This window comes from Thermococcus sp. ES12, from assembly GCF_012027515.1.
Taxonomy (GTDB): Archaea; Methanobacteriota_B; Thermococci; order Thermococcales; family Thermococcaceae; genus Thermococcus; species Thermococcus barossii.
The window spans coordinates 131,277-157,040 of the sequence record NZ_SNUP01000004.1 but is presented as its reverse complement, the minus strand read 5'-3'; the positions used below and the strand labels follow the sequence as shown (position 1 = coordinate 157,040).

Sequence of the window (25,764 nt, the reverse complement as noted above, 5' to 3'; positions counted from 1 at the left end):
TACTCCATAACCTTTTATGAAGGGTTCTTTAAAAACTTAATAATGAACCCCAGATATATTCCAAACCCGACACTCTCCGTTATCAATGTTGCATAAGCCGCCCCAACATAGCTGTATTTAGGAATCAAGAGATAATTAAATACAACATTTAAAGATGCTCCTATCGCTGTCCCAATGGTCACTATCCTCTGCTTATTTACAGCATTTAACAACGTGCTGGAAATTGTGCTCACACAAATAACTAAGAACGTCCAGACCAAAACCGTTAAAACTTTTCCCGCCTCTATATATTCGTCCCCATATACAAGTAATATTATCTTCTCTCTAAAACTCAAAACAAACAACACACCAGCTAAACCAAGAAGGAGAGATGCCAAAAACCCATAAATGTAAACTTTTCTGAGCTTTTCTATGGAATTAATTGCATACTTCGACATTATCGGGTATAGTGCCATTGATAATGGATATGGTATCAAAAATATCAATCCATCAATAAGATTATGCGCGGCGTTGTAAATTCCTACTGCAGTATCCCCCACCATAAAAGATAGCATTACAGTATCTGTTTTGAAATACACAATAACAAATATTGAAGTAAGGGCAAATGGCAAAGATTCCCTCATTGTTTCAACTAAAAACTCCTTGTCAGATAAAAACCTTGGTTTGCTCACCTTGTTTACGACAAAAAAGAGAGCCAAGATAACTGCAATTGCACTTGAAATTAAATATGGAACTGCAAAGTACATGAACTGTTTATTAAGGTAAATAAGCACTACAGTCAAAACCAGAAGAAGTATTTTCTCAACACTTCTAATTAGTGTTTCGTATTCCATTCTCTCAAATGCCCTAAAAAAGGAGATAAAGAACGTTGAATATGAAAGCAAAATAGTGTAAATCCCGAATATAAGAATCAGGAATTTTGTGTTATACTCATAACCACCAAAATGAGATATTAAAACCAGAGCCAAGAACACTACCACAGCTAGCAACACTTTGAATACCGAGAAAGTCCCTAAATACAACCCAGCTTTTTCTTTCTCTCTTGCGACCTCTCTAACTATCAAAGAACTCAAGCCAAAATCTGCTATTACGGTAAAAAATGATGTCAAAGCCATGGCAAATGCTAATTTCCCATAATTCTCGCTTCCTAAATATCTTGCAAGTAAGATTAATGTAATAAACGCAAAAGCTTTAGAAACAACAGATGTGATCATAAGCGCCAGAGTATTTTTGGTTACTGTCTTGACTGTAGACATAGTAATTCCTCCAAAATAGAAAACTTAAAAGAAAGTTCACATTCTATTCTCAGGCTTAAGGAAGTAGTTTAGTTGATCCCTTATTATGTCCGTTAACTTATGCTCAACCTTGAATCCAAGTTTCTGTATCTTTCTCGTGTCCGCCATCAAGATTGGAACTTCTGAGGGCCTGAATCTCTTTGGATCAAAAACCACTGGTATTTTGCCGTTATTCGTATACACCCAAACACCCTCATCTTCTATTGTAAACTCAATCTCATGCTCTAGTAACATTTTATCCAGCTTGGTTTTCTCGAATTTAACTCCAAACATTTCAGAATCATCAGTTTCAGTTGGATCCTCAACGACTTTGTTGTTCTTTATCGTTTCTATCTTCCTAACTTCCCAGCCCGCCTGCTCCAGACTCAGTAGGATATAACTCATGACGGAGTTGGTCCTCATTGATCCTTGGTTGTAAACATCCCCCGGCCGTCCTTTTTCAGCCAACAGACAGTAGCCACGGACAATATCCATCACATGGCTCCAGTCTCTGAAAGCATTAACATTTCCAATGACAATTTTGTCAGTCTCCCCAAACTTGTACTTCATAACTTGATTTGTAACTACAGAAGTAACAAACATTATCCCCCTTCCAGCTCCTTCATGGTTGAATCCTCTAGAGACAATAGTTTTCATACCATAGGTATAGTAATAATTCCTGAACATGTACTCTCCATGAATCTTGCTAACAGCATAGGGGGACATGGGTCTCAGTGGGTTGTTCTCATTTATCGGAACTTCCGGAATTTCCTCTGGCTCTGGTGAAATATGACCATACTTCTCCTTAACTCTCTTATATTGCTCCGCGGAACTTATAACCAGCCCATACTCTTCGCTAGAACCAGCAAAGACAATTGCTGGATCGTAATCTTTAATTCTGACGGCTTCAAGAAGATTAGCAGTACCAATAGTGTTTATTTGGAAGGTTTCTAATGGGTGCGTAAAGCTTCTTGGAACAAAAGATTGTGCGGCCAGGTGAAATATAACATCTGGCTGTGCTACATCTAAAGCATGGGCTAAGCTGGCCAAATCTGTTAAATCAGCTTCAATAAGCTTTACTTCATTGTGAATTCTTCTATCCATGAGGTTCTTTGGAATTCTGCCATCTGCTCTTCTTCTAATTAACCCATAGACGTTTGCCCCTTGGTCAATCAAATACTTAGCCAAATACGAGCCGGCAAACCCACTAATTCCTGTTATCAAAACATTTTTGTCCTTCCAGCTCATCTGGACACCTCCTCGCTTATTTGCTTACTTTCTAGCCTTATATGTTGCTTATTTTATAAACTTTGACATATCCGTTATCATAGATTAGTTTATACTTCTCAGATCGTTCAAAAATTAAAAGTTTAACTAATATAGTATCTTCTAGACTCGAGGGTATTAAAAAGCAAATGTACGGGGTTATGTAAGCAATATATCCATCTTGGCCAGACCCGTAATGGGGGTTTTGCTTGAAGGGGACTTCAATTACAATGTCCCTTAGCTCTCTCGTGACTCCGTTATACACAAGCATGGCTTTTGTAGTATTTTCTCTAAATTGAACTACTAGTTCTGCCCCGTTTGGTGTGGAATATATCCTGGTGTTTCCAATAACTCCAACAAGTTCAAATGGGTATACTTGAATTAGTTTGTCTTTGGGATAGTATCTGTTTAATGCACTGAACTTTAATAGTAAATCCTGACTTATTACGACATGGTTTATAGTTATATTTTTTCCCATATTCTTCTTTGCGAGTTCCTGAGTTCGTTTAATAAGCTTTGGAGATTCGTTCTCATTTACTCTTACGAACCATGCATATTCTGTGCCCCGCTGGTAGATGTTATCGCTTGTAGTCTTTACACCAAATGCCTGTATCCAATGCCCCCAATCCCACCAGTTAAAAACTGTCTCGCTGGGTATATTGTTTCTCATCCACTCTGTGGCATCTAACCAGTAACTGTTGGGAAGGGGGGACATGGAGACGTAGTGTTTGGCCTCTACAAAAGGCGGGAGAGTAGCAATCAATAAAATCGCAGTTAGAGTGGCAGCAGTCTTGTTTCTGTCTGGTAATTTGGTTTGTAATACGTTAAGTAATCTATCAAAGAACGTTGCCGATAGGAACGCTACTCCAAAGGACATGAGATAAGTAAGTCTAATGGTGGCAACCCCAAGAAAAGTTCCAATTGCAAACAATACTAAAAATAGCAAATTAACCTGTCTCTGAGATTTTGGTGAGGCCTTTATTATGTAATACCCTTTAACTATACTTCCAATGAGTGCAAAAGCAAATAACGTTGAAAAGAATAGCCATAACACTTCAGATGAAACTGACATACTCTGAGCAGAAAGCAAAGTCACGTCAGGATTTAACAAGTAATGTACGAACTTGTACAATGGATACCAGAAGGAGGTTCTATCGGGGTTCTGGTTGAATTTCCAAAACAGAACTAGAGTCCCTAAAATCCCTGCAGTGAGGGCACTTCCATAAATTATTTTTTCTCGTTTAGTATACTTCCATAACACGTACCCAACAGTTAATGTAGTTATTCCTACCCCTGCTGCAATTAAAAAAGGAACAAAAAGGTATATCTCCTTAAGCGGATAATCACTCCAAGGCCAGTAAGTCCCGACTGACGTTCCACCTAATAATAGTGCAGGTATCATTAAAATTGCAATTAAGAATTCATTCTTTCTCGGCTTAGCAATCAGGGGCGATAGTATAAGATACAGTGAGACGACTAGGGAAAATTCTCCAAATCCGTCAAAGGTTATGATAGACAGGTATAGTGACAGCACTAGGTAGATCCCATACATAAAGGCCTTTTTTCTATCTAAGAGTTCCTCCTTTAGTATCAGTATTGTTGCGTGAAGGAACATCAACATAAATAATGAACCCAGGGTATCCTTCCATATTCCCCCAGCGTGTGTCCGATACACATGAGCTCCCATTACCGATAAAAATAACGCTGCAAAAAAGCCTACTTTCCAGTTAAAGGCGTCTTTACCTATTTTGTAAACAACAATAATCTGGGCCACAAATATTATCAATGGCAAATAAATTCCCAGCGTCCATAAATCCACATGAAATATTTTGCCTAGATACGCCCAGAGGAGTGGTAGGAAGTACTCATTATCACTAAATCTCCTGATCGTTGTAACTATCATCGGGTCAATATCGTGGATGTGCCCACCATTGGCAAAATAAACTGCTTGTCTATAATAGAAGTATGGGTCATAGGCAAATATCCTGTGCCATTTCAATGTTTGGGCTCTTAGATATAGCCCAAGCAATAGCGGAACAATTACTAAAAGTATTTCTTTTTTCTCATTTAGTAACGATTTAATATCTTTGCGGTTCATGATGAACCCTCGGGGAATTTATAGTGTCTTGAGGTAATTCTTGAGCTTATCTCTTAAATCTTTTTCTTCATAGGATTTCAAATATTGTCCTAGAATAAAACCAGACTTATTCTAACCCCGTATCCTTTTTTCATGACATTCCAAGTGCCTCCCTCCGGTACATGTTGAGATGGTAGCTGAAATCGTGGTACTCACGGAGTGTTCTCTCCTCAAACTCACAGCGTTTTTCTTCGTCTTTGCTGAACAGCAGCTCACCCTTCAGCACGCTGAACCTGAAGCTTATGGGGGCGTCATTCAGCACCCTGACATCGACTGGAAATCCCGTGAGCCTCTCAAGCTCTTCCTCCAGTCCAAGCTCGTAGAAGACGTCATGTTTTTTCCCTGTGTACACAGCTACATCGATATCCCTGAAGGGAGCGCCGCTCAGAAAGGAGCCATGAAGATAGGCAAAAATAACATCATCCCTGTTCATCAGGAACTCCGCTATCAGGTGCTTTATCCTCTCCCGCTCGCCTTTTTCCAGGGAGTAAACTTTCATGATTTAACCTCCACCATGGAATACTAAAAACTTTACCCTAAGACTTAAGAGTGTAACAATCCCACTGGATTTGGTGGTATAAATGAAGGTTCTCGTCACGGGCGGCGCTGGTTTCATAGGGTCCCATCTCGTGGACAGACTAATGAAGCTTGGATACGAGGTGAGGGTTCTCGACGACCTGAGTGCAGGCAGTCTTGACAACATCCATTACTGGCTCGGACATGAGCGGTTTGAGTTCATGGAGGGCGACATGAGAAACCGGGAAATCGTGGAAAAAGCCGTTGAAGATGTAGATGTCGTCTTCCACCTCGCGGCCAATCCGGAGGTCAGAATCGGCTCCCAGAGCCCCGAACTGCTTTACGAGACCAACGTGCTGATAACCTACAATCTCCTCGAAGCTATGAGAAAATCAGGGGTCAAATATCTCGTTTTCACCTCCTCATCGACGGTATACGGCGACGCCGACCTCATACCGACACCGGAGGACTATGCCCCGCTGGAGCCGATAAGCGTCTACGGCGGGGCGAAGCTCGCTGCCGAAGCCCTGATAAGCGGCTACGCCCACACCTTTGGCTTCAGGGCGTTAATCTTCCGCCTGGCCAACATAATAGGCGAGCGCTCCAACCACGGCGTCATCTACGACTTCATCAACAAGCTCAGAAGAAATCCAGGAGAGCTTGAGATACTGGGCGACGGAACGCAGAGGAAGAGCTACCTCCATGTGAGCGACACCGTTGAGGGAATGCTCCACATCTTCGAGCACTTTAAGGGAGAAAACAAGACCGTTGACTTCTACAACCTGGGCAGCGATGACTGGATAACCGTGAGGGAGATAGCCGAGATCGTCAGCGAGGAGATTGGGTTAAATCCGGCCTTCAGGTTCACGGGCGGCGTCGACGGTGGCCGCGGCTGGAAGGGCGACGTCAAGTTCATGCGCCTGAGCATAGAGAAGGCGAAGAAAACCGGCTGGAAGCCGAAGCTCAACAGCTATGAGGCTGTGAGAAAAACGGTGAGGGAACTCCTTTCTAGTCTTTAATATTAGGAGAATAGTGAGGGACACCCCACGGAAAGGGCCGGAGTGAAGTTCCACTCCGTCCAAACCTTTCCCCTCAATTGTAGCCTCATGTTCCGCTATGGTTCATGAAACCACTCGGGTTCGGTTTGTTTGGGGTGAAGCTTTCGCTTCAGTCCTTCCCATGAGGTACCCCTCATATACTTCTATGGTCTTTAACTATATAAACCTTTGCTTTTATTTAAAGCAAAATTTTTTGGCAACTTTTCGAAATAATTTCACAAAAGTACCGCCGGTCTGTGGGAGAAGATGGCTGTAACGTGACCAAATCATCGGTTTAACTCCTTAGCGTGTTTTACACTCCGAAGTTGTCCCCCAGATTACCGAAAACTTTTTAAATCCTCCAGCGCCCTTAATCTCGGACGCGCCCCGGTGGTGTAGCCCGGTCAATCATGCGGGACTCTCGATCCCGCGACCCGGGTTCAAATCCCGGCCGGGGCACCAAAACCTTTCTCGCGGGCCCGTGGCTCAGCCTGGTCAGAGCGCCCGCCTGATAAGCGGGAGGTCCGGGGTTCGAAGCCCCGCGGGCCCACTATACCAGAATTTTTTCTCTGGAGATTCTTGGGGATGTATCCAAAATCTAAATCCCTAGTTATCTCCCCCGCAGAATCTTTTCTTTACTGGAACGGGGACAAAAAACTTATTTAGAATTAGTTATGTATTATTCTTATGAATCTTTGAATTAATCTATTGGGGGTGTGTGGATTGGCCTTATATTATTGTCCGAGGTGTGGTACTCGGATGAGGGTTTTTCCAATGAGACAACCTAGGCCGGGAGGGAAAGGATTTATAGTTTGGTACGTGGCTAAGTGCCCTAGATGTGGATATATGAAAAGAGTTGGGTGATGTTTGTGATAGGTGCTTAATAGTTTTTAGTTTTTATTTATTTTTTATTGTGTAATGTACATCTCAGAACTTAGGAATTTTTCCAGTTTTTTGCTTTCATAAAAGCTGAGAAAGTACTTGGAGCGGGTTTTTTACAAGTATTCAAGAGTTTGTGATTTAATTTGGAAGCTTATTGTGCTGGGAATGTTATGGGTTATTTAGTTCCCGGTGCCCATATTGTTATACAGACAGCTAGGGTTTCTGGATACTTTATTATGATTATCTTTCTCATCTAGAGAAAGGTTTATAAGCCAACCCCCGCAATGCCCACCAGTGATTAAAAACCACCTTTCTCGGAGGTGTTCGCAGTGGAAGCCAAGTTCGAGATACCCGTATGCACATCATGCGGAAAGGAGATAACCCCAAGGGAGCACGCCACTCACTTCGTCTGCCCGAACTGTGGCGAGGAGATAATCTGGCGCTGCGAAAGCTGCAGGGTCCTCTCAGTCCCCTACAAGTGCCCCAAGTGCGGCTGGGAGGGGCCGTGAAGTTTAGGAGGTGAAAAAAGATGGCTGACTTCAACCTTGTTGGCGTTATTAAGGTCATGCCGACCGACCCGGAGGTCAACCTCGACGAGCTCGAGGAGAAGCTGAAAGCTGTTATCCCGGAGAAGTTCGGTCTCGCGAAGGTCGAGCGCGAGCCGATTGCCTTTGGTCTCGTCGCCCTCAAGTTCTACGTCCTCGGAAAGGACGCCGAGGGCTACTCCTACGACGAGGTCACCGAGATCTTCAGGCAGGTCGAGAACGTCGAGAGCGCCGAAGTTGAGACCGTTTCGAGGATATGAATCCTCGTTCCTTTTCTCTATACCGTCATCCTTATCTTCTTCCCACCATGAAGGGCGGACTTTCAGGAGAGAAAAAAAGTAAAACCACAATGTTTTTAGTTTTCTGACAATGATTAAGTTTTGATGGAGATTGTCTTAACTGAACATGCGAAAGAAAGGCTTAAAGAACGAGAAATTGACATCAAAGAAGTGGGGGCGGTCATTGATTCACCCAAGAGGAAGTTCTATGATCTGCGCTCGGGTCATTTTATTGCAGTTGGCAGAAGAAGGCTCCCTGAGCACTGGCTGATAATAGCCTACGATAAAAGAGAGGGCACTGCTGAAGTGATAACCGTTATAGACACCAGTAAAAGCCTTGATAAAATCATTGAAAGGAGATTATCATCCCGGAGGTGGGTTGGGGTATGAAGGTTAGGTATGACCCAAAGGCTGATATCCTCTATATTCTGATCAGAGAGGGCCCGGTGGCAGACACCGACGAAGTTGACGAAGACGTGTGGTTCGAGTACGATGAGGAAGGAAACGTCGTAGGGATTGAAATATGGAACGCTGGGGAGAATGTTATCAGAAAAAGTCTCTTGGAAATAGAGCGCTATACGAAGGCGTTGAATAAGAAAATGGAAGCTTAAAGTCCCAGGCTCAAACTCAGCTTCGGCCTCTTCCACTCGTCGAGAATCGAGCGAAGCTCCTCGTTCTCCACCTTGGAGTATAGTTCCTCAAAGCGCTTCTTGGCTCCTTCCTCTCCGGCCTTCCAGCGCGCCAATTCAGCAATCGCCCTGAAGAAGTAATCGGTGTCGTCCTCGAAGAGCTCGGCAAAGGCCTCCATGTTCTTCGCGACCGTTTCATAAGCCTCCTCATTAAACAGTCCCTCAATGAACTCAACCAGTGTGTCGAAGACGAGGCCAAAGACGTCGTCGCTGACGTTGATGGCCTTGACGAGCGCGTCCCTTATCGCCCTGAAGGCCTTATCGTAGTCCTCCCTGCCCGCGTGTATCTCCGCCTCCACAAGCTTGGCGTTTATCTCTATCTCGTTCTCCCTCGGGTTCCTGAGAACCTCGTTTATCAGGGCCTCGGCCGCATCGTAGTCCCCAGCTTCGTACCTGAAGTGCGCCAAGTCGAGAAGGCTTATGAGGTGGTTCTTTTCATCGCCGAGCCTCTCAAAAATCTCCCTGGCGCGCTCCATGAGCTCGATGGCCTTCTCGGTTTCACCGAGCTCGTCGTGGTTCACCGCCATGTTCGCCAGGGTTAGCGCTATCTCCCTCTCGTTCTTGAGGACTTCTTCCTCTAGCCTGAGCAGCTCCTTATAGGTCTCTATCGCCTTCTCCGGCATGCCGAAGTGCTCGTAGGCATCGGCCAGGTAGTAGAGCGCGGTAGCGTACTCCTCGGGATCCCCTTTCCTTGCCTCTGCAACTTTTTTGTAGAGACCTATCCCGCCCTCGACATCGTCTAGATGGGCGTAAACGTGGGCGATCTCGTGGAGCAGGTCGTAGGGCTCCTCGCACTCGACCGCGACTTCCCCGAGCCTTTTAAGTTCATTCCTGAGTTCCTCCTCGCTCTCAATGGAGTCGATGTAATCGTCAAACAGCTCCAAAAGCCTCTCACAGTTTTTCTCGCTTAGGGCTTTCTCCCATTCGACCTTGATATCGGTCATTTTCACCACCGCACTTCGCTTGGCCGAACGGGTTAAAAAGCTATGGTTGCTGGAAACGGTGTACTGACAGCCCCGGAACGGGGAGAGATGGGTATATCGGGAGTTTTGATTTATATGGGCCGTTCCATAGAGGTTAGAGATAAAAGTTCCTTCGCTTTACGTATCTCTTCGGCGAGCTGTTCCTTCCTTTCCTCATATCCCGCTTCCCCAGGGTACGAAAACCACACGATGGTCTCCTCCATGCTGTCCCTGTATGTTATGATCGTTTTAATCTCTCTGAGCCGTGAACCTACAAAAACCGCGGTACCCTTTATCCCTCCCTCCTTCGAGGTTCTGACGATGGTCACGGTGCAGGTGTTTCCGGCGCATGTGACGTTCACTTTGTCCGTATAGTTTCCAAAGCCCAGGTCAAAGGCTGCGGATACAGATGCAATGGGGAGAACCAGGGGTATAACCTCGCTGAAGTTCATAGTCCTGTTTTCGTATCTTGGCAGGCTGAGATTTCCAAGGATTGTGAGCCCCCCAATCTTCGCCGCCCTACCGTTCCAACGAACCGTTTTTACTCCTCTGAAACTCCCGTTAGCTCCGACAACCCTGTAAACCCCTGTAATGGCGTTACTCTCGATTAGCACAATCCCTCGGGTAGATGTCGTCCCGTCTTCAGTAGTCCAGTTGATTTCCCATTCAACCACCGTGCTGGAGGTGTTGTAGATGGCGTCGAGAACATCCTCCGGCCTGGGTGTGGAAGGAGGTGCCCCCACTTCCCAGCGGGCGATGCCGTGTCCGAGGGTGATCGTTCCCAGTATGAGCAGAATCATGAAAATTGTTTTGACCCATCGCACTGCTCGTTTCATATCACTTAGTATTATGATCCTGCTTATAACCTTTCTGGGTAATTCATAGTGCACATCGACCCGACCGAAAATTTTATAAATAACCTAACGGAACCATAGAACCGGAAACACTAATTGTAACTAAAAGTCCTCCGTCGATAAAAACAAAAACGGACGGGGGTGAGGGGGAGATGGCCCAGCTCGCCGGACAGCCGGTTGTTATTCTGCCCGAGGGAACCCAGAGGTACGTTGGTAGGGATGCTCAGAGGCTCAACATTCTCGCCGCGAGGATTATAGCCGAGACTGTTAGGACCACCCTCGGTCCGAAGGGAATGGACAAGATGCTCGTCGACAGCCTCGGCGACATCGTCATCACCAACGACGGTGCCACCATCCTCGACGAGATGGACATCCAGCACCCGGCCGCGAAGATGATGGTTGAGGTTGCGAAGACCCAGGACAAGGAGGCTGGAGACGGTACCACCACGGCCGTCGTCATCGCCGGCGAGCTCCTCAGGAAGGCTGAAGAACTCCTCGACCAGAACATCCACCCAAGCATAGTCATCAAGGGTTATGCTCTAGCCGCCGAGAAGGCCCAGGAGATTCTCGACGAGATCGCCAGGGACGTCGACGTTGAGGACGTCGAGATGCTCAAGAAGGCAGCCGTCACCGCGATAACCGGTAAGGCCGCCGAGGAGGAGCGCGAGTACCTCGCCAACATCGCCGTCGAGGCCGTCAAGCAGGTGGCCGAGAAGGTCGACGGAACCTACAAGGTCGACCTCGACAACATCAAGTTCGAGAAGAAGGAGGGTGGCAGCGTCAAGGACACCAGGCTCATAAAGGGCGTCGTCATCGACAAGGAGGTTGTCCACCCCGGAATGCCCAAGAGGGTTGAGGGCGCGAAGATAGCCCTCATCAACGAGGCCCTCGAGGTCAAGGAGACTGAAACAGATGCCGAGATCAGGATCACCAGCCCGGAGCAGCTCCAGGCCTTCCTCGAGCAGGAGGAGAAGATGCTCCGCGAGATGGTCGAGAAGATCAAGGAGGTCGGAGCGAACGTCGTCTTCGTCCAGAAGGGTATTGATGACCTCGCCCAGCACTACCTCGCCAAGTACGGCATAATGGCCGTTCGCAGGGTCAAGAAGAGCGACATGGAGAAGCTCGCGAAGGCCACCGGCGCCAAGATCGTCACCAACGTCCGCGACCTGACTCCAGAGGACCTCGGTGAGGCCGAGCTCGTCGAGCAGAGGAAGGTCGCCGGCGAGAACATGATCTTCGTTGAGGGCTGCAAGAACCCGAAGGCTGTGACCATACTCATCCGCGGTGGAACCGAGCACGTCGTCGATGAGGTCGAGCGCGCCCTGGAGGACGCCGTTAAGGTCGTCAAGGACATCGTCGAGGACGGCAAGATACTCGCCGCCGGCGGTGCCCCGGAGATCGAGCTTAGCATAAGGCTCGACGAGTTCGCCAAGGAGGTTGGCGGAAAGGAGCAGCTCGCCATCGAGGCCTTCGCCGAGGCCCTCAAGGTCATACCGAGAACCCTCGCCGAGAACGCCGGCCTCGACCCAATCGAGACCCTCGTGAAGGTCATAGCAGCGCACAAGGAGAAGGGACCGACCATCGGCGTCGACGTCTTCGAGGGCGAGCCGGCCGACATGATGGAGCGCGGAGTCATCGCCCCGGTCAGGGTCACCAAGCAGGCCATCAAGAGCGCCAGCGAGGCTGCGATAATGATCCTCAGGATCGACGACGTCATCGCCGCCAGCAAGCTTGAGAAGGACAAGGAAGGTAAGGGCGGAAGCGAGGACTTCGGCAGCGACCTCGACTGAAGTCCCTAACCTTTTAACCTTTCAATCTCTTCTTCCAGCTTCTTCAGCTTCCCCTTGAATCTCCTCACCTGGGAGTTGGCAATGGCGACGATTCTCTCGATGTACGCCTCATCAACCCAGAGCTCCCCCTCCGCTCCGAGCGGAACGTCCATCCTCTCCGTCGAGCGAATCTCAACGAGGAGCTTTCTGTGGCTGACGCTCTTTATGTTGGAGTACTTGAAGCCGAGGCCTATAGCCAGGTTAAGGAGCCTTACCGCATCTTCGAGCGTTCTCGCGCCGACGTGGAGGATTGGACTCCTCACGAGGAACCAGAGCTGGCCCTTCTCATGCCTTTCTATGGCATCGAGAACCTCCTCAACGTTAACCTCGCGGTGCCACTTGCCGAGCCAGACGGAATTAACCTTGTCTCCAAAGTCGGGCATCTCCATGACCGAAATCCTGCCTGAGCATGAGCTCGTCGTGAAGTAGTTCTCAAGGGCGTTGAGCTTCTCCAGAAGAGGTATTATGTCCTCATCAACCTTGTTCTCGGCCAAAGCCTTCCTCAGGCCCTCCATCGCTTTAGCCTTCTGCTCGTTGAAGTTCTTCGTGTAGAGGAACATTCTTCACACCTCCAGCTCATTGGCATCAACCACCGTCTCCCTCTCCTCTACAAACTCCACCAGCCTCTTGTAGGTTGGGTGTGCGCTTAGAGTCGAGGAATCGCCTATCAAAATCAGCTTCCTCTTAGCCCTCGTCAGCGAGACGTTCAAGCGCCTCAAGTCCTTCAGGAAACCGAGTTCACCCTTTCTGTTCGAGCGAACGAAGGAAAGGACGATAACTTCCTTCTCCCTGCCCTGGTAGCCGTCCACCGTTTTAACTTCGACTTCCTCTGGCAGGAGCGAGCTTATTAAGTCCCGCTGGTCGTCGTAGGGGGTTATGACCCCGATCCACTCGGACCTAACGCCGAGCTTCAACAGCCTTTCAATTGTCTCCCCAACGAGCCGGGCCTCAAGCGGGTTCTCCCTGCTCTCGCTGCCATACCTCTGCCTCTCGAAGCGGTCTTCTCTCTTTGACGTGTCTATGAAAACCAGCACGTTCTCTGGCTTGAGAACGTCTCCCCAGATATCGCCCCCATCAGGCGACTCCACGCCCAGATCCGCCAGCGTTATTTCCCTAACGCTCTCGTCGGCTTCTATTCTGCCGTCGTAGAACTCCCTGCTGGGGAACTCCATGAGGCGCTCGTTCATCCTGTACTGGACTGTGAGCATCTCGCTTTTCTCAGGATATCGCTCGATCAGGCCCTCGAAGAGGGTCCTGCTCAGCTCCTTAGCCCTCTCGCTGAGTATCGTCGGCGGCAGCTGTTTGTGGTCTCCAGCCAAGACGAAGCGCCTCGCGCGGTTTATCGGGATGAGCACGCTCGGTATCGTCGCCTGCGTCGCCTCGTCTATTACCGCGACATCGTAGGAGCCGTAGTCAACAACCTCAAGGCCAGCAGAGGCGTTCGTCGTCAGAACGACATCCGCTTCCCTTATGATTTCTCTCGCGATTCTCTCCTCCAGCTTTCTGGCCTCGTCAAAGGTCTTCTGAACCCGCTCGTTGAGCCTTATCCACTCCGCCATCTCGCGGATCAAGCGGGCTGGAACACCCCTCGTCCCGATTCCTTTAGAGGCCAGCCTGAGGATTTCCCTGTCGCTCAGCCCCCGCCTGTACTTTGGAGATGGCTTCGTGAATGTGTCGCGCTTTTCAGCGAGGTTCTGCCCGATGACGCGAAGCTCCCTCAGCTCGCCGTACAGCTCGTGCCGGGTTATGAGGTAAGCCAGGGTCGTCTCGTGGAGATTCTTAGAGACCCTGCTCGGATGGCCGATGCGCACAACCTTAATGCCTGAATGGACCAGCCTCTCCACCAGGTTGTCCACGGCAACGTTGCTTTCGGCCGTTGCCAGAACCTTGTTGCCCCTCCCCACCTCCTGCCTGATAAGCTCGACGAGCGTCCTCGTTTTTCCCGTTCCGAACGGCCCGTGAATCAGGAAGAAGTCATTGCTGCCCAAAGCCCTCGCCACAGCTTTCCTCTGGCTCGCGTTCAGGTTTCTGTCAAAGGGGGTAAAATCGACCTCCCCACTCTTCTCAGACTCTCTCAAACCGAGGTAGAGCTCCAGCGCCTTCCTCCCGCTATCCCTCAGGCTGTCCAGGTTCTCAAGCCATCTCTTAAAGGTTATGTCGTTGGCGTAGAGGTCGAGACGGACACCCTTCAGCGCCCACTCCGGGACCGTTTCCAAAGCCACGGTTATGAAGCGCTTCCCCTTCTCCACGACCGTCCCGATCAGGTCGCTCTTGAGGGGGTCTCTTTTACTTACAACCACCAGGTCGCCGACGCTTATCTCGGTCTTTATCTCCCTCTCGCGGCCGTATTTGACGAGGAAGTAGCCAAGCTCCTCGCCAACAACCTTGCCGTTGAGGCCGAGGATCGCTCTCCCGACCTTCTCCCTCTCGCGCCCGCTAAGCCGCCTCATTTCAGCCCTCATCGCCTCTATCTCGGCCTTCCTCTCCATTTCGATGAGGACCTTGAGGTGAGAGATGAACTCGGTTAGGGTTTCGTTTTCTCTCATCTTTCCTCCCGATGGGCGAAGAGAAGAGCCGTTTAAAAGGTTGAGGGTGGTCAGCCCATGCGAGTTTCCTCACCGCTCGGACGAAACTTCCCTCATCATCCCAAGAAGAGTAGAGAAAGGGGGTTAAAAAGCTAAGCCCTCTCCGAGGAAATCACCGAGACTATGTCCCTGTGGAAGGATCTCAGTGCCTTCCAGTGGCGTTCGTCTATCTCGTCGCTCCACGATACCCGCCTGTAGAACCTTTCCAGGTCGTCGAGCAGGTACTCCAGGTACTCCCTGCGTCCCCTCTCCACACCGACGCCGTTGCTCAAGAGCTTGCCCCTCAGAAACGGCATGACCTCCGACGGCCGGCCGAGAGCCGCCCAGAAGAGACCTTCCTTCAGGATTTCATCCAACAGTTCCTCAAAACCAAAGCCACTTACCTTAGAGACCTTCTCCTTAGCGATGGGTTTGGTACTCCCTCCTCATGGCGAATCACCGAAGATAGAAGAGCCTCTCAGTATTTTAGCCTTTCGAATCTTTTTTTGTCAGTGTGTCAGAATTGAAAAGGAAAGGGGATTTATTTTGGATGATCGTCAAACAATGAAAGCCCGTGAGGGATTATCGTCATGCTATGGCCAGCAGGAGCACCACTATGGCAATCGGGGCCACATAGGCTAGAGCCCTGGCTAGGTTCATTGGAACCACCGGGGATGGGGAGTGTTTCTGGTTTAAAAGCTTTACGTTTGTAAAATTCAACTAAAAGGGGTTGGAAGTTCGAACCCTATCTCAAAAAACCGAGAAAGGTTCGGCCGGAAAATGGGAAACCCTTAAAAACCCCTGCCAGGTTCATGTTAAAAAGGATGTGGAGGCGCGGGAAAAATGGGAAAATTTGAACACAAACTTGTCAATGCGATTAAGGGATACACCTTCGACGACGTTCTTCTTCTCCCACAGCCGACCGAGGTCGAGCCGAAGGACGTTGATGTTTCAACCCAGATAACGCCGAGGATTAGGCTCAAGGTCCCGATTCTCAGCGCGGCTATGGACACCGTCACCGAGTGGGAGATGGCCGTCGCGATGGCCAGAGAGGGCGGCCTGGGAGTCATCCACAGGAACATGAGCATAAGCGAACAGGCCGAGATGGTCAGAAAGGTCAAGAGGGCAGAGCGCTTCATAGTCGAGGACGTTATCACCATAGGCCCTGATGAAACCCTCGACTACGCCCTTTTCCTCATGGAGAGAAACGACATCGACGGCCTCCCGGTCGTTGGTGAGGACGGAAAAATAGTCGGCATCGTTACCAAGAAGGACATAGCGGCAAAGGAGGGCCGGCTCGTCAGGGATGTCATGACCGGCGAAGTCATAACGGTCGGGGAAGATGTTTCGGTTGAAGAGGCTCTGGAGACGATGGTGGCCAATAGAATAGCCCGCCTCCCGGTGGTGGATAGAGACGGCAGGCTAATCGGAATAATCACGATGAGCGACCTCATGATGAGGAAGAAGTACAGGAACGCGGTGAGGGACGAAAACGGAGACCTGCTGGTTGCCGCCGCTGTTGGTCCGTTCGACCTCGAAAGGGCGAAGGCCCTGGATAAAGCCGGTGCCGACGTCATAGTGGTCGATACCGCCCACGCCCACAACCTCAAGGCGATAAAGGCCATGAAAGAGATAAGGAAGGCAGTAGATGCGGATCTAATCGTCGGGAACATCGCCAATCCAAGGGCAGTTGACGACCTAACCTTCGCCGATGCCGTTAAGGTCGGAATCGGCCCGGGGAGCATATGCACCACGCGCGTTGTCGCTGGCGTTGGAGTTCCCCAGGTAACTGCTATAGCCCTCGTGGCAGATAGAGCTCAGGAGTACGGTATTCACGTCATCGCCGACGGAGGCATACGCTACTCTGGAGACATCGTCAAGGCAATAGCCGCTGGAGCGGACGCCGTAATGCTCGGCTCCCTTTTGGCAGGAACCAAGGAGGCCCCCGGCAAGGAGGTTGTAATCAACGGCAGGAGATACAAGCAGTACCGCGGCATGGGTTCCCTCGGTGCCATGATGAAAGGTGGAGCGGAGCGCTACTACCAGAAGGGCCACATGAAGACGCGCAAGTTTGTCCCGGAGGGAGTTGAGGGTGTCGTACCCTACAAGGGACCTGTCGGCGACGTCCTCTACCAGCTCGTCGGCGGCCTGCGCTCTGGAATGGGCTACGTTGGGGCTGCCAGCATAGCGGAGCTTAAGGAGCGCGGCGAGTTCGTGGTCATCACCCAGGCCGGCGTTGAGGAAAGCCACCCGCACGACATCTTCATAACCAACGAGGCGCCGAACTACCCTGTGGGGAAGTGAACCTTTCCCTCCCCAATTCCTTTTGAAAACCGTTATAAGGCGTTTCTCCGATTTCTGCTCGGGGGAGAGAATGGGAGGAGTCGGGATAATCGGTGGGGGCGCGGCTGCTCTGACCGCCGCCATAGCCCTTGCGAAGAGAGGTTTTGACGTCACGGTCATAGGTAAGGGGTTCAAAAACACGAACTCCTACCTTGCCCAGGCGGGGATAGCCTTTCCGATTCTCGATGGAGATTCCCTGAGGGCACACTTTCTGGATACCCTCCGGGCAGGGAAGTACCTCAACGATGAAGAAACGGTCTGGAACGTCCTGAGCAAGTCCACGGAGGCTCATGATTTCCTGACTTCCCTCGGGCTTGAGTTCGAGGCCAATGAGACCGAGGGCGGGCATTCCTTCCACAGGGTTTTCACGATAAAGAACGAGACCGGGAAGCACCTAATGAAGCTCCTCCACCTGGCGGCGAGGGAAGCGGGCGTTCACTTCGTCGAGGGCTTCGCTGAAGAGCTGGCCGTAAGGGATAGAAAGGCCTACGGGGTCTTCCTCGACGGTGAGCTTCTCAAGTTCGATGCCACCGTTATAGCTACGGGCGGCTTCGCTTCGCTCTTCAAGTACACAGCCGGTTCCCCTCTCAACGTTGGCCTGCTCATAGGTGACGCGATCCTGAAGGGTGCTCCCGCAAGGGACCTGGAGTTTATCCAGTTCCATCCGACGGGCTTCATGGGGAAGGGGGGCGTCAAGCTTGTGAGCGAGGCCGTCAGGGGGGCTGGAGCTAAGCTCGTGACGGATGACGGCGAGCGCTTCGTGAACGAGCTCTCCACGAGGGACATCGTGGCGAGGGCCATATACCGGCAGATGCAAGCTGGAAAGAGGGTCTATCTCGATGCAACTGGCATAGAGGACTTCAAACGTAAGTTCCCCCAGATATACGCCTTCCTCATCAAGGAGGGCATAGATCCCTCCAAAGACCTCATTCCAGTCTTTCCAATAGCTCACTACACCATCGGCGGAGTGGCGGTTGACCCCTGGTATCGTACGGGCATCGAAAACCTCTATGCGATAGGCGAGGCTATGAGCAACGGCTTCCACGGGGCGAACAGACTTGCCAGCAACTCGCTCCTTGAGTGCATCGTGAGCGGACTTGAGGTTGCCAGAACCATAGCGAGGGATAGGCCGAGGCTTGGCGGGGTTCCAGAGGTTCCCTACACCTTCGACTCCCTTGGGGACGTTGATGCCCTCCGCGACGTGCTCTGGGAGCACGCTGGCATTGTGAGGACTGCCAGCAACTTGAGGGCCGGCCTGGAAAAGCTTGGCGAGATCGAGGCTGACCCGAGGCTTAAGCTGCTCGCGAGGGGTGTTCTTGAGTGTGCTTTGGCAAGAGAAGAGAGCAGGGGGAGCCACTACCGCGAGGACTTTCCAGCTATGAGCAAATCCTTCGAGAGGCCGAGCTTCTTCGATGGGGGGTGCAGGCTCTAACCAAAGGTGGCCAACAACCTTTTAATCCCCCTTATTCTACCACAATCCAAGTGAGGTGAGAGTATGGAGAAGGAGACGCTCATAGCCGAGATTGAACGTCTCAAGGAAGAGAGGAACGCTATAATCATGGCCCACAACTACCAGCTCCCCGAGATTCAGGACATAGCGGACTTCCTCGGCGACAGCCTGGAGCTCGCGAGGAAGGCTGTGAACGTTGATGCCGACGTCATAGTCTTCGCGGGAGTGGACTTCATGGCCGAAACCGCCAAAATCCTCAATCCGGAGAAGACCGTCCTCCTGCCGGCGAGGAGGGCAACCTGCGCGATGGCCAACATGCTGAAGGTCGAGCACATCCTCAGGGCCAAGGAGCAGTACCCGGACGCGCCCGTGGTTCTCTACGTAAACACCACCGCCGAGACCAAGGCCTACGCCGACGTTACGGTTACCTCCGCCAACGCCGTCAAAATAGTGGAGAAGCTCGATTCCGATGTCATCATCTTCGGTCCCGACAAAAACTTGGCCCACTACGTCGCCAAGGTCACCGGAAAGAAGGTCATCCCCGTCCCCGAGTACGGCCACTGCTATGTGCACAGGAAGTTCACGCTGGCAGATGTGGAGCGTGCGAGGAAGTTCTATCCGAACGCCAAGCTGATGGTTCACCCGGAGTGCGAGCCGGAGGTGCAGGAGAGGGCCGACATCATAGTCTCCACGGGCGGAATGATAAAGCGCGCACCGGAATGGAACGAGTGGGTGGTATTCACCGAGCACGAGATGGTTTACCGCCTTCAGAAGCTCTATCCGGATATTAAGTTTCACCCGGCGAGGGAAGATGCAATCTGCGTCGGCATGAAGGCGATAACGCTCAGCCAGGTCTACGAGTCGCTCAGGGACATGAAATACGAGGTTGAAGTTCCGGAGGATATAGCCGAGAAGGCCAGAAGGGCCATAGAGAGGATGCTGGAGATGAGTTAAGTCTGGAGGGAAAGATTCCACCATTTTTGTTAAGTAGGGAGGGAAACTTCATGGTACCCCTCAACTATCTCCTGCACTTCATAGAGGAGGACGCTCCCTTTGGCGACGTCACGAGCGAGGCAGTTATTCCGGAGGAGCTGAATGCAAAGGCCGTAATCATCGCGAAGGGGGAAGGAATAATAGCGGGAGTCGAGGAAGCCAAGGCCCTCTTCGAGCACTTCGGGGTTAAAGTGGATGTTAAGAAACGCGACGGAGAGGAAGTTAGGAAGGGTGATACCATCCTCGAGCTTGAGGGCAACGCGAGGGCAATACTTCTCGTCGAGAGAACCGCTCTGAACGTCATGGGCAGGATGAGCGGCATAGCGACCGAAGTCAAGAAGCTGGTCGATAGGGTTAAAGCTGTAAACCCGAAGGTTCGGGTTGCCGGGACGAGAAAAACCCTCCTCAAGCCGATAGACAAGAAGGCGATACTCATCGGCGGCGGTGAGCCCCACCGCTTCTCCCTCAGCGATGCAGTACTCATAAAGGACAACCACCTGGCTCTTGTCCCCCTGGAAGAAGCTATAAGGCGCGCCAAGGCCTTCTCTGCCTACAAAGTCGTCGAGGTTGAGGTCGAAACCCTCGAGGATGCTCTCAAAGCGGCAAAGGCCGGGGCGGACGTTGTGATGCTCGACAACATGAAGCCCGAGGAAATAGCCGAGGTTTTGGAGGCCCTCAAGCGGGAAGGGCTCAGGGAGAGAGTTAAAATTGAAGTCAGCGGTGGAATAACGCCCGAGAACATAGCCGAATACGCGGGGCTCGACATCGACGTGATAAGCCTCGGCTACCTCACGCACTCCGTTAAGAACTTCGACGTCAGCCTTGAGATAATTGGAAAGGCCTGAACGAAGGCTTTTCATCTTTTTCTTTCTCCATCGATTTCTTTTCGATATCTTTGATGCTTCTCCGCGGCAAGGCTTATATTCAAGTTTTTTCTTGAATAGTATTGCAAGTCAAAACTTGAAATGGTGGTGGGTATGGAAAGGCTCCACGTTATTGAGGCTAAGGGCACGGAGAGGCTGAAGCGCGGTTTTGCCAGGATGGTTAAGGGCGGCGTCATAATGGACGTCACCAACGCCGAGCAGGCGAGGATTGCGGAAGAGGCCGGTGCAGTTTCTGTCATGGCTCTTCACAAAGTTCCGGCCGATATCAGGAAGGCTGGCGGCGTTGCCAGGATGGCTCCGATAGAGAAGATCCAGGAGATAATGGACGCGGTGACGATTCCTGTCATGGCTAAGGTCAGGATAGGCCACGTCGCCGAGGCTAGAGTCCTTGAGGCGCTCGGTGTGGACATGATAGACGAGAGCGAAGTATTAACTCCAGCGGACCCGTTCTTCCACATAGACAAGCGCGAGTTCAACGTCCCCTTCGTCTGTGGAGCAAGGAATCTCGGGGAGGCCGTCAGAAGGATATGGGAAGGCTCCGCCATGATAAGAACCAAGGGGGAGGCCGGAACCGGCAACATCGTCGAGGCAGTCAGACACGTTAGGCTCGTCGCCGACAACATAAGGCTCATCCAGCGCATGACGGACGAGCAGGTTTATGCCGTGGCTGAAAAGTTCGCCGAGCCGTACCTCAGGCTGGCCAGGCAGATAAGGGAGATAAGCGGCCTGCCGGAGCAGGTCCTTGAGAACGAGCCCGTTTACGGCCACTACACCTACCGCGAGATAGTTGACGGCCTCTACAAGATTCTCCTGGAAATAAAGAAGCTCGGAAGGCTGCCTGTGGTTAACTTCGCCGCCGGAGGAGTCGCCACTCCAGCCGATGCTGCCCTGATGATGGGGATGGGTATGGACGGCGTCTTCGTTGGTTCAGGCATCTTCAAGAGCTCCAATCCGGAAAAGATGGCCAGGGCAATAGTCGAGGCCGTTAACCACTGGGACGAGCCGGACGTTATAGCCGAGATAAGCAAAGAGATCGGCGAACCCATGAAGGGCCTGGAGATTGAGGAGCTCGAGGTCCTCCTCGAGGAGAGGGGCGTCTGAGCTTTTCTTTCTCTATTTCTGGGGGGGAGAAGGTGCTCAAAGTCGGAGTTATCGGTGTTCAGGGGGCGGTTAGCGAGCACATCGAGGCGGTGAAGAGGGCCTTCGAGAGGCTCGGCGTCGAGGGGCAGGCATTCTGGCTGAGGAGGCCCGAGCAATTGAATGCCATTGACGCGATAATCCTGCCTGGCGGGGAGAGCACGACCATATCTAGGCTGATGCAGAGGAACGGTCTCTTTGAGCCGGTTAGGAAGCTCGGTGGGGAAGGGCTTCCAATAATGGGCACCTGTGCCGGTTTAATCCTCCTCGCAAAGGAGGTCGAGGGAGCCGTTGAGGGACAGCGCTTTCTGGGGCTCCTCGACGTCAGGGTTAACAGAAACGCCTACGGCAGGCAGGTGGACAGTTTCGAAGCCCCCTTAAAGCTGTCCTTCAGCGATGAACCGTTCCCGGGTGTCTTCATCCGCGCTCCAAAGATAGTCGAGCTTCTGGGCGATAAGGTCAAGCCCATAGCCTGGCACGGCGATGAGGTCGTTGGCGTAGAGCAGGGGAACATCATGGGCTTAGCGTTTCATCCTGAGTTAACCGAAGACGTGAGGCTGCACGAGCATTTCCTGCGTAAGGCCCTTTAGTTTGAACATTTTTTCATCAATTTTATCGGGAAAGCTTTTTATTTTTGCCGTGTATCTGTTCATAGGTGGTAGTGTGAGCGAGCTCAAGACGGTCGTGTGTCCCTACTGCGGCTTTGGCTGCAGGCTTCTCGTCGACCCCAGGACGATGAGGGTAAAGCCGTATAAAGGTGAGCCGAACCGGGGAAAGCTGTGCCCCAAGGGACTCCATGCAACCGAATTTGTTCTCTCGGGGGACAGACTCAAGCGCCCCCTGAGGCGTGAAGGGGCCAGGATAAGGCCGATAAGCTGGGGGCAGGCGATTGATGAGATAGCCAACCGCCTTCTGGAAATCAGGGAGCTCTACGGCCCAGATGCCGTTGCGTTCATAGCCTCCTCCAAGGTCAGCAACGAGGAGAACTACCTCCTCCAGAAGATAGCGAGGCTCTTTGGCACCAACAACATCGACAACTGCGCGAGGCTGTGTCATGAGGCGAGCGTTCACGCGCTCAAGATGGCGGTGGGTACCGGGGCGCAGACCAACCCCTACGAAGACCTGGAGAGATTCGGGGTTATACTAATCTGGGGCTACAACCCGGCCGAGACCCACCCCGTTGTCATGGACTACATCAGCCGTGCGAAGAAGAACGGAGCGAAGATAATCGTGGTGGACGTGAGAGAAACCACGAGCATGGCTTTCGCCGACTACGGGCTGGTGATCAAGCCCGGAACCGACATAGCCCTTGCCAACGCAATGATGCACGTGATAATCAGGGAGGAGCTCTACGATGACGAGTTCATAAGGACGCGGACAACGGGCTTCTCCGAGATAAGGATGGCCGTGAGGAAGTACACACCCGAGTACGCCGAGAAGGTCACGGGAATTCCGGGGGAGACGATTCGAAAAGTTGCACGGGAGTTTGCCCTCGCGGGGAGCGGTGCGATAATGTGGGGGATGGGCCTCACCCAGCACGTTTCTGGAGTGGAGAACGTTCTGGCCGTCATAGACCTCGCTTTGCTCATAGGGCACATAGGTGAACGCGGCGGCCTCTATCCCATGCGCGGGCAGAACAACGTCCAAGGCGCTGCATACATGGGTGCCCTCAGTGAGTTCCTGCCCGGCTACGTTCCGCTGAGGGACGAGCGCTTCAGGAAGCGCGTGGCGAAGATATGGGGCGTGGAAGACCTCCCAACGGAGCGCGGTCTCTACCTCACCGAGCTCTGGGAGGCCATCGAGAACGGCGACGTCAGGGCGCTCTACATCGTCGGTGAGAACCCCGCCGTCAGCGAGGCTAACTTTGCCCGCGTTAGAGAAGCGCTGAGAAAGCTCGACCTGCTCGTCGTCCAGGACATCTTCATGACGAGAACTGCCCGCTATGCCCACTACATCCTTCCGGCCAGTGCCTTCTGCGAGAAGGACGGCTCCTACATGAACAGCGAGAGGAGAATCCAGTGGAGCCACAAGGTCTGTGAGCCTCTGGGGGATTCAAAGCCCGACTGGGAGATTCTGACGATGCTCGGCAGAGCCTTGGGACTTCCGGGGTTTGACTACGCGAGTCTTGAGGAGATAACCGCCGAGTACTTCCGCCTGTTCCCCGAGCTGGAGGACAGGAGTGTCGAGGAGCTGAAGACCGGGGAGGGCATCTTCCTGCCGAGGAAGAGGCTTCACACATGGGAGTTCTCAACCCCCGACGGAAAGGCCCGGCTCATAGCGGTGGAGAGGATATCGCCGTGGGAGAAGCCGGATTCCGAGTATCCCTTCATCCTGACGACGGTCAGGCTCATAAGCCACTACAACACCGGCGAGATGACGCTGAGGAGCCCCTCGCTGGTCCGGTTTATGGGTGAGCCCAAGGTCTTTATGAACACCATGGACGCCCGGAAGCTCGGCATCGACGACGGGGACTGGGTGGAGATAGAAACGAGGCGCGGCAGGGTGCGCATGAGGGTGAAACTGGGGAAGGTTCCTCCAGGAGTTGTGGCGGTTCCATTCCACTTCAAGGCCAACAGGCTGACGAGCGAGGCACTGAACAAGGCCGGAACGCCGGAGTTCAAGTTCTCGGCAGCTAAAGTGAGAAAGCTCAGAAGCGGAAGGCCCACTCCGGATACTCGCCGGTGAGACAGGCAAGGCAGAGGTCTCTCCTCCCCACGGCCTTTTTCAGCCCATCGACGCTGAGGTAAGCCAAACTGTCGGCGCCTATGGTTTTTCTCACATTCTCGACACTTCCAAAGGCCGCTATGAGCTCGTGTCTCGTCGGGATGTCCACCCCCATGTAGCAGGGATGCCTTATCGGGGGTGAGGCGATCCTCACGTGCACCTCTCTCGCGCCCGCCCCCCTCAGCATGGCGACGATGCGCTTCATGGTCGTCCCCCTGACGATTGAATCATCGACCAGCACGACGCTCTTCCCCTCAACGACTTCCCTCACCGGGGAGAGCTTGAGCTTGACTTTCAGCTCACGGTAGAACTGGCCGGGGGTTATGAACGTCCGCCCTATGTAGCGGTTCTTTATCAGCCCCTCGGAGTAGGAAATCCCGCTGACCTGGGAGAAGCCAAGCGCTGCCGCCCTCCCGGAGTCAGGAACGGCTATAACGACGTCCCCATCTGTCGGGCTCTCCTTTGCCAACTCCCGTCCCATCCTGACCCTGGCGCTGTACACGTTGACCCCGTCTATGGTGCTGTCCGGGCGGGCGAAGTATATGTATTCAAAAACGCAGTGATGGTGGCTCTCTCTGGCCAAAACCTTGCTCTCAACCCCGTCTTCCGAGACCAGAAAGACCTCCCCGGGCTTCACGTCCCTCACATCATCAACGAAGAGCCTCAGCGCTGAGTCCTCTGAGGCGAAGTAGTGGCCGTCTCCGTTTCCATAACTCAGCGGGCGAAATCCCACGGGGTCCCTTGCGACGATTATCTTCCCATCGAAGAGGAACGCAACGGAGTAGGCGCCTTTGACCTCGTTAAAAACCTCCCGCATCGCCTCGAACTCATCGCCTGTCTCCCTCAGATGCCAGAGGAAAGAAACGCCGAGAACTTCGGAGTCAACTGAATGGCCGAACTTAAGGCCCAGCTTTTCATAGTGTCTCCTGAGGGGAAGGAAGTTAGTGAGGGTTCCGTTGTGGGCAACGGCTACCCTCTTCCCGCAGCAGACTGCCTCGAGCGGCTGGGTTTCGGTCAGTGAACCGGAGGTTGAATATCGGACGTGGGCTATCGCCGTGCTGGATTTGAGCTTTGCCAGCTCGCCGTTCCTGAAGACCTCTGAGACGAGTCCTCTCCCCGTCACCGTCCGTATGCGGTGCTTCCACACGCTTATCCCGGCGCTCTCCTGTCCCCTGTGCTGGAGGGCTATGAGCGCGTAGTAGGCCTTCCTTGCTGCGTTTTCGGTTTTTGCTGCGAAGACCCCGCACTTCTCCCTCATGATGAATCCCGCCGTGCAATTAACTTAAACACGTTAATTAAACTGGAATCTGACGGCAGTATTTTAGCTCCCCGTGTTTAAAAGCTTTGCCCATTGTTTGCCATTTTTATGATAAAATAACCCTTAAATAGCCTAAAATTTT

General features: G+C 52.0%; 23 protein-coding genes and 2 tRNA genes. 15 read left to right on the top strand and 10 right to left on the bottom strand.

Annotation, left to right across the window (positions count from 1 at the left end; genetic code table 11):
- Positions 1-14: 14 nt before the first annotated feature.
- The 4 genes from E3E37_RS10260 to E3E37_RS10245 all read right to left on the bottom strand — a co-directional run bounded on the left by E3E37_RS10260 (position 15) and on the right by E3E37_RS10245 (position 5,176).
- Entirely contained in the window at positions 15-1,256 is a 1,242-nt protein-coding gene (locus tag E3E37_RS10260) for a flippase (RefSeq protein WP_167717104.1), read from the bottom strand.
- A gap of 36 nt (positions 1,257-1,292) precedes the next feature.
- Positions 1,293-2,522: a GDP-mannose 4,6-dehydratase gene (locus E3E37_RS10255; protein ID WP_167717103.1), complete on the bottom strand. Its 1,230-nt coding sequence runs from the start codon at positions 2,520-2,522 to the stop codon at positions 1,293-1,295.
- 37 nt (positions 2,523-2,559) lie between these two features.
- Positions 2,560-4,638 carry a hypothetical protein gene (locus E3E37_RS10250; protein WP_167717101.1) on the bottom strand — a complete coding sequence of 693 codons (2,079 nt, stop codon included), beginning with the start codon at positions 4,636-4,638 and terminating at the stop codon, positions 2,560-2,562.
- Positions 4,639-4,768: 130 nt separating this feature from the next.
- Positions 4,769-5,176 (bottom strand): nucleotidyltransferase domain-containing protein, encoded by a 408-nt coding sequence (locus tag E3E37_RS10245; protein WP_167717099.1) that lies wholly within the window; start codon positions 5,174-5,176, stop codon positions 4,769-4,771.
- A gap of 82 nt (positions 5,177-5,258) precedes the next feature.
- Between E3E37_RS10245 and E3E37_RS10240 the strand changes: the two genes are divergently transcribed.
- The 7 genes from E3E37_RS10240 to E3E37_RS10210 all read left to right on the top strand — a co-directional run bounded on the left by E3E37_RS10240 (position 5,259) and on the right by E3E37_RS10210 (position 8,546).
- Entirely contained in the window at positions 5,259-6,212 is a 954-nt protein-coding gene (locus E3E37_RS10240) for an NAD-dependent epimerase/dehydratase family protein (RefSeq protein ID WP_167717097.1), read from the top strand.
- Between the two features lie 402 nt (positions 6,213-6,614).
- Positions 6,615-6,692: transfer RNA gene (locus E3E37_RS10235), tRNA-Glu, on the top strand.
- 13 nt (positions 6,693-6,705) lie between these two features.
- Positions 6,706-6,780, top strand: a tRNA-Ile gene (locus E3E37_RS10230).
- Between the two features lie 661 nt (positions 6,781-7,441).
- The gene (locus tag E3E37_RS10225; RefSeq protein ID WP_012572828.1) at positions 7,442-7,621 is read left to right on the top strand and encodes a zinc finger domain-containing protein; all 180 of its coding nucleotides are present in this window, start codon (positions 7,442-7,444) and stop codon (positions 7,619-7,621) included.
- A gap of 20 nt (positions 7,622-7,641) precedes the next feature.
- Complete coding sequence (locus E3E37_RS10220) at positions 7,642-7,917, top strand: elongation factor 1-beta (protein WP_088865731.1); 276 nt, start codon at positions 7,642-7,644, stop codon at positions 7,915-7,917.
- A 123-nt stretch (positions 7,918-8,040) separates the two neighbouring features.
- On the top strand, positions 8,041-8,325 hold the full coding sequence (locus tag E3E37_RS10215) for a DUF4258 domain-containing protein (protein ID WP_167717095.1): 285 nt from the start codon (positions 8,041-8,043) through the stop codon (positions 8,323-8,325).
- Positions 8,322-8,546, top strand: a complete 225-nt coding sequence (locus E3E37_RS10210; protein WP_167717093.1) for a DUF2283 domain-containing protein — start codon at positions 8,322-8,324, stop codon at positions 8,544-8,546. Before E3E37_RS10215 ends, E3E37_RS10210 begins: the two co-directional genes overlap by 4 nt.
- On the opposite strand, the gene E3E37_RS10205 is transcribed toward E3E37_RS10210, so the two are convergent.
- Together E3E37_RS10205 and E3E37_RS10200 are read right to left on the bottom strand one after the other, a co-directional pair.
- Positions 8,543-9,568: a lipopolysaccharide assembly protein LapB gene (locus E3E37_RS10205; protein ID WP_167717227.1), complete on the bottom strand. Its 1,026-nt coding sequence runs from the start codon at positions 9,566-9,568 to the stop codon at positions 8,543-8,545. The genes E3E37_RS10210 and E3E37_RS10205 overlap by 4 nt on opposite strands.
- 110 nt (positions 9,569-9,678) lie before the next feature.
- The gene (locus E3E37_RS10200; protein WP_167717091.1) at positions 9,679-10,422 is read right to left on the bottom strand and encodes a hypothetical protein; all 744 of its coding nucleotides are present in this window, start codon (positions 10,420-10,422) and stop codon (positions 9,679-9,681) included.
- 170 nt (positions 10,423-10,592) lie between these two features.
- Here E3E37_RS10200 and thsB point away from each other — a divergent pair, with 170 nt between their 5' ends.
- Positions 10,593-12,230, top strand: coding sequence for a thermosome subunit beta (thsB, locus tag E3E37_RS10195; protein WP_167717088.1), 1,638 nt, complete (start codon positions 10,593-10,595; stop codon positions 12,228-12,230).
- Between the two features lie 5 nt (positions 12,231-12,235).
- Here thsB and E3E37_RS10190 read toward each other — a convergent pair whose 3' ends face one another.
- The 3 genes from E3E37_RS10190 to E3E37_RS10180 form a co-directional block, all read right to left on the bottom strand.
- Entirely contained in the window at positions 12,236-12,829 is a 594-nt protein-coding gene (locus tag E3E37_RS10190; protein ID WP_167717086.1) for a hypothetical protein, read from the bottom strand.
- 3 nt (positions 12,830-12,832) lie between these two features.
- Positions 12,833-14,815 (bottom strand): IGHMBP2 family helicase, encoded by a 1,983-nt coding sequence (locus E3E37_RS10185; protein WP_167717084.1) that lies wholly within the window; start codon positions 14,813-14,815, stop codon positions 12,833-12,835.
- 131 nt (positions 14,816-14,946) lie between these two features.
- Positions 14,947-15,210: a hypothetical protein gene (locus E3E37_RS10180; protein WP_232460720.1), complete on the bottom strand. Its 264-nt coding sequence runs from the start codon at positions 15,208-15,210 to the stop codon at positions 14,947-14,949.
- Between the two features lie 466 nt (positions 15,211-15,676).
- On the opposite strand from E3E37_RS10180, the gene guaB reads away from it, so the two are divergent.
- From guaB to fdhF, 7 genes are all read left to right on the top strand, one after another.
- On the top strand, positions 15,677-17,137 hold the full coding sequence (gene guaB / locus E3E37_RS10175; RefSeq protein WP_167717082.1) for an IMP dehydrogenase: 1,461 nt from the start codon (positions 15,677-15,679) through the stop codon (positions 17,135-17,137).
- A gap of 70 nt (positions 17,138-17,207) precedes the next feature.
- Positions 17,208-18,608, top strand: coding sequence for an L-aspartate oxidase (locus E3E37_RS10170; protein WP_167717080.1), 1,401 nt, complete (start codon positions 17,208-17,210; stop codon positions 18,606-18,608).
- A 63-nt stretch (positions 18,609-18,671) separates the two neighbouring features.
- A complete protein-coding gene (nadA, locus tag E3E37_RS10165) occupies positions 18,672-19,580 on the top strand; it encodes a quinolinate synthase NadA (protein ID WP_167717078.1) in 909 nt (302 codons plus the stop codon).
- Between the two features lie 50 nt (positions 19,581-19,630).
- Positions 19,631-20,464, top strand: coding sequence for a carboxylating nicotinate-nucleotide diphosphorylase (gene nadC, locus E3E37_RS10160; RefSeq protein WP_167717076.1), 834 nt, complete (start codon positions 19,631-19,633; stop codon positions 20,462-20,464).
- A 132-nt stretch (positions 20,465-20,596) separates the two neighbouring features.
- Positions 20,597-21,604 (top strand): pyridoxal 5'-phosphate synthase lyase subunit PdxS, encoded by a 1,008-nt coding sequence (pdxS, locus tag E3E37_RS10155; protein ID WP_167717074.1) that lies wholly within the window; start codon positions 20,597-20,599, stop codon positions 21,602-21,604.
- Positions 21,605-21,636: 32 nt separating this feature from the next.
- Positions 21,637-22,230 (top strand): pyridoxal 5'-phosphate synthase glutaminase subunit PdxT, encoded by a 594-nt coding sequence (pdxT, locus tag E3E37_RS10150; RefSeq protein WP_088863896.1) that lies wholly within the window; start codon positions 21,637-21,639, stop codon positions 22,228-22,230.
- 73 nt (positions 22,231-22,303) lie between these two features.
- On the top strand, positions 22,304-24,325 hold the full coding sequence (fdhF, locus tag E3E37_RS10145) for a formate dehydrogenase subunit alpha (protein ID WP_167717223.1): 2,022 nt from the start codon (positions 22,304-22,306) through the stop codon (positions 24,323-24,325).
- Here the strand turns inward: fdhF and purF are convergent.
- Positions 24,288-25,622: an amidophosphoribosyltransferase gene (gene purF / locus E3E37_RS10140; protein WP_167717071.1), complete on the bottom strand. Its 1,335-nt coding sequence runs from the start codon at positions 25,620-25,622 to the stop codon at positions 24,288-24,290. The genes fdhF and purF overlap by 38 nt on opposite strands.
- Positions 25,623-25,764: the final 142 nt, after the last annotated feature.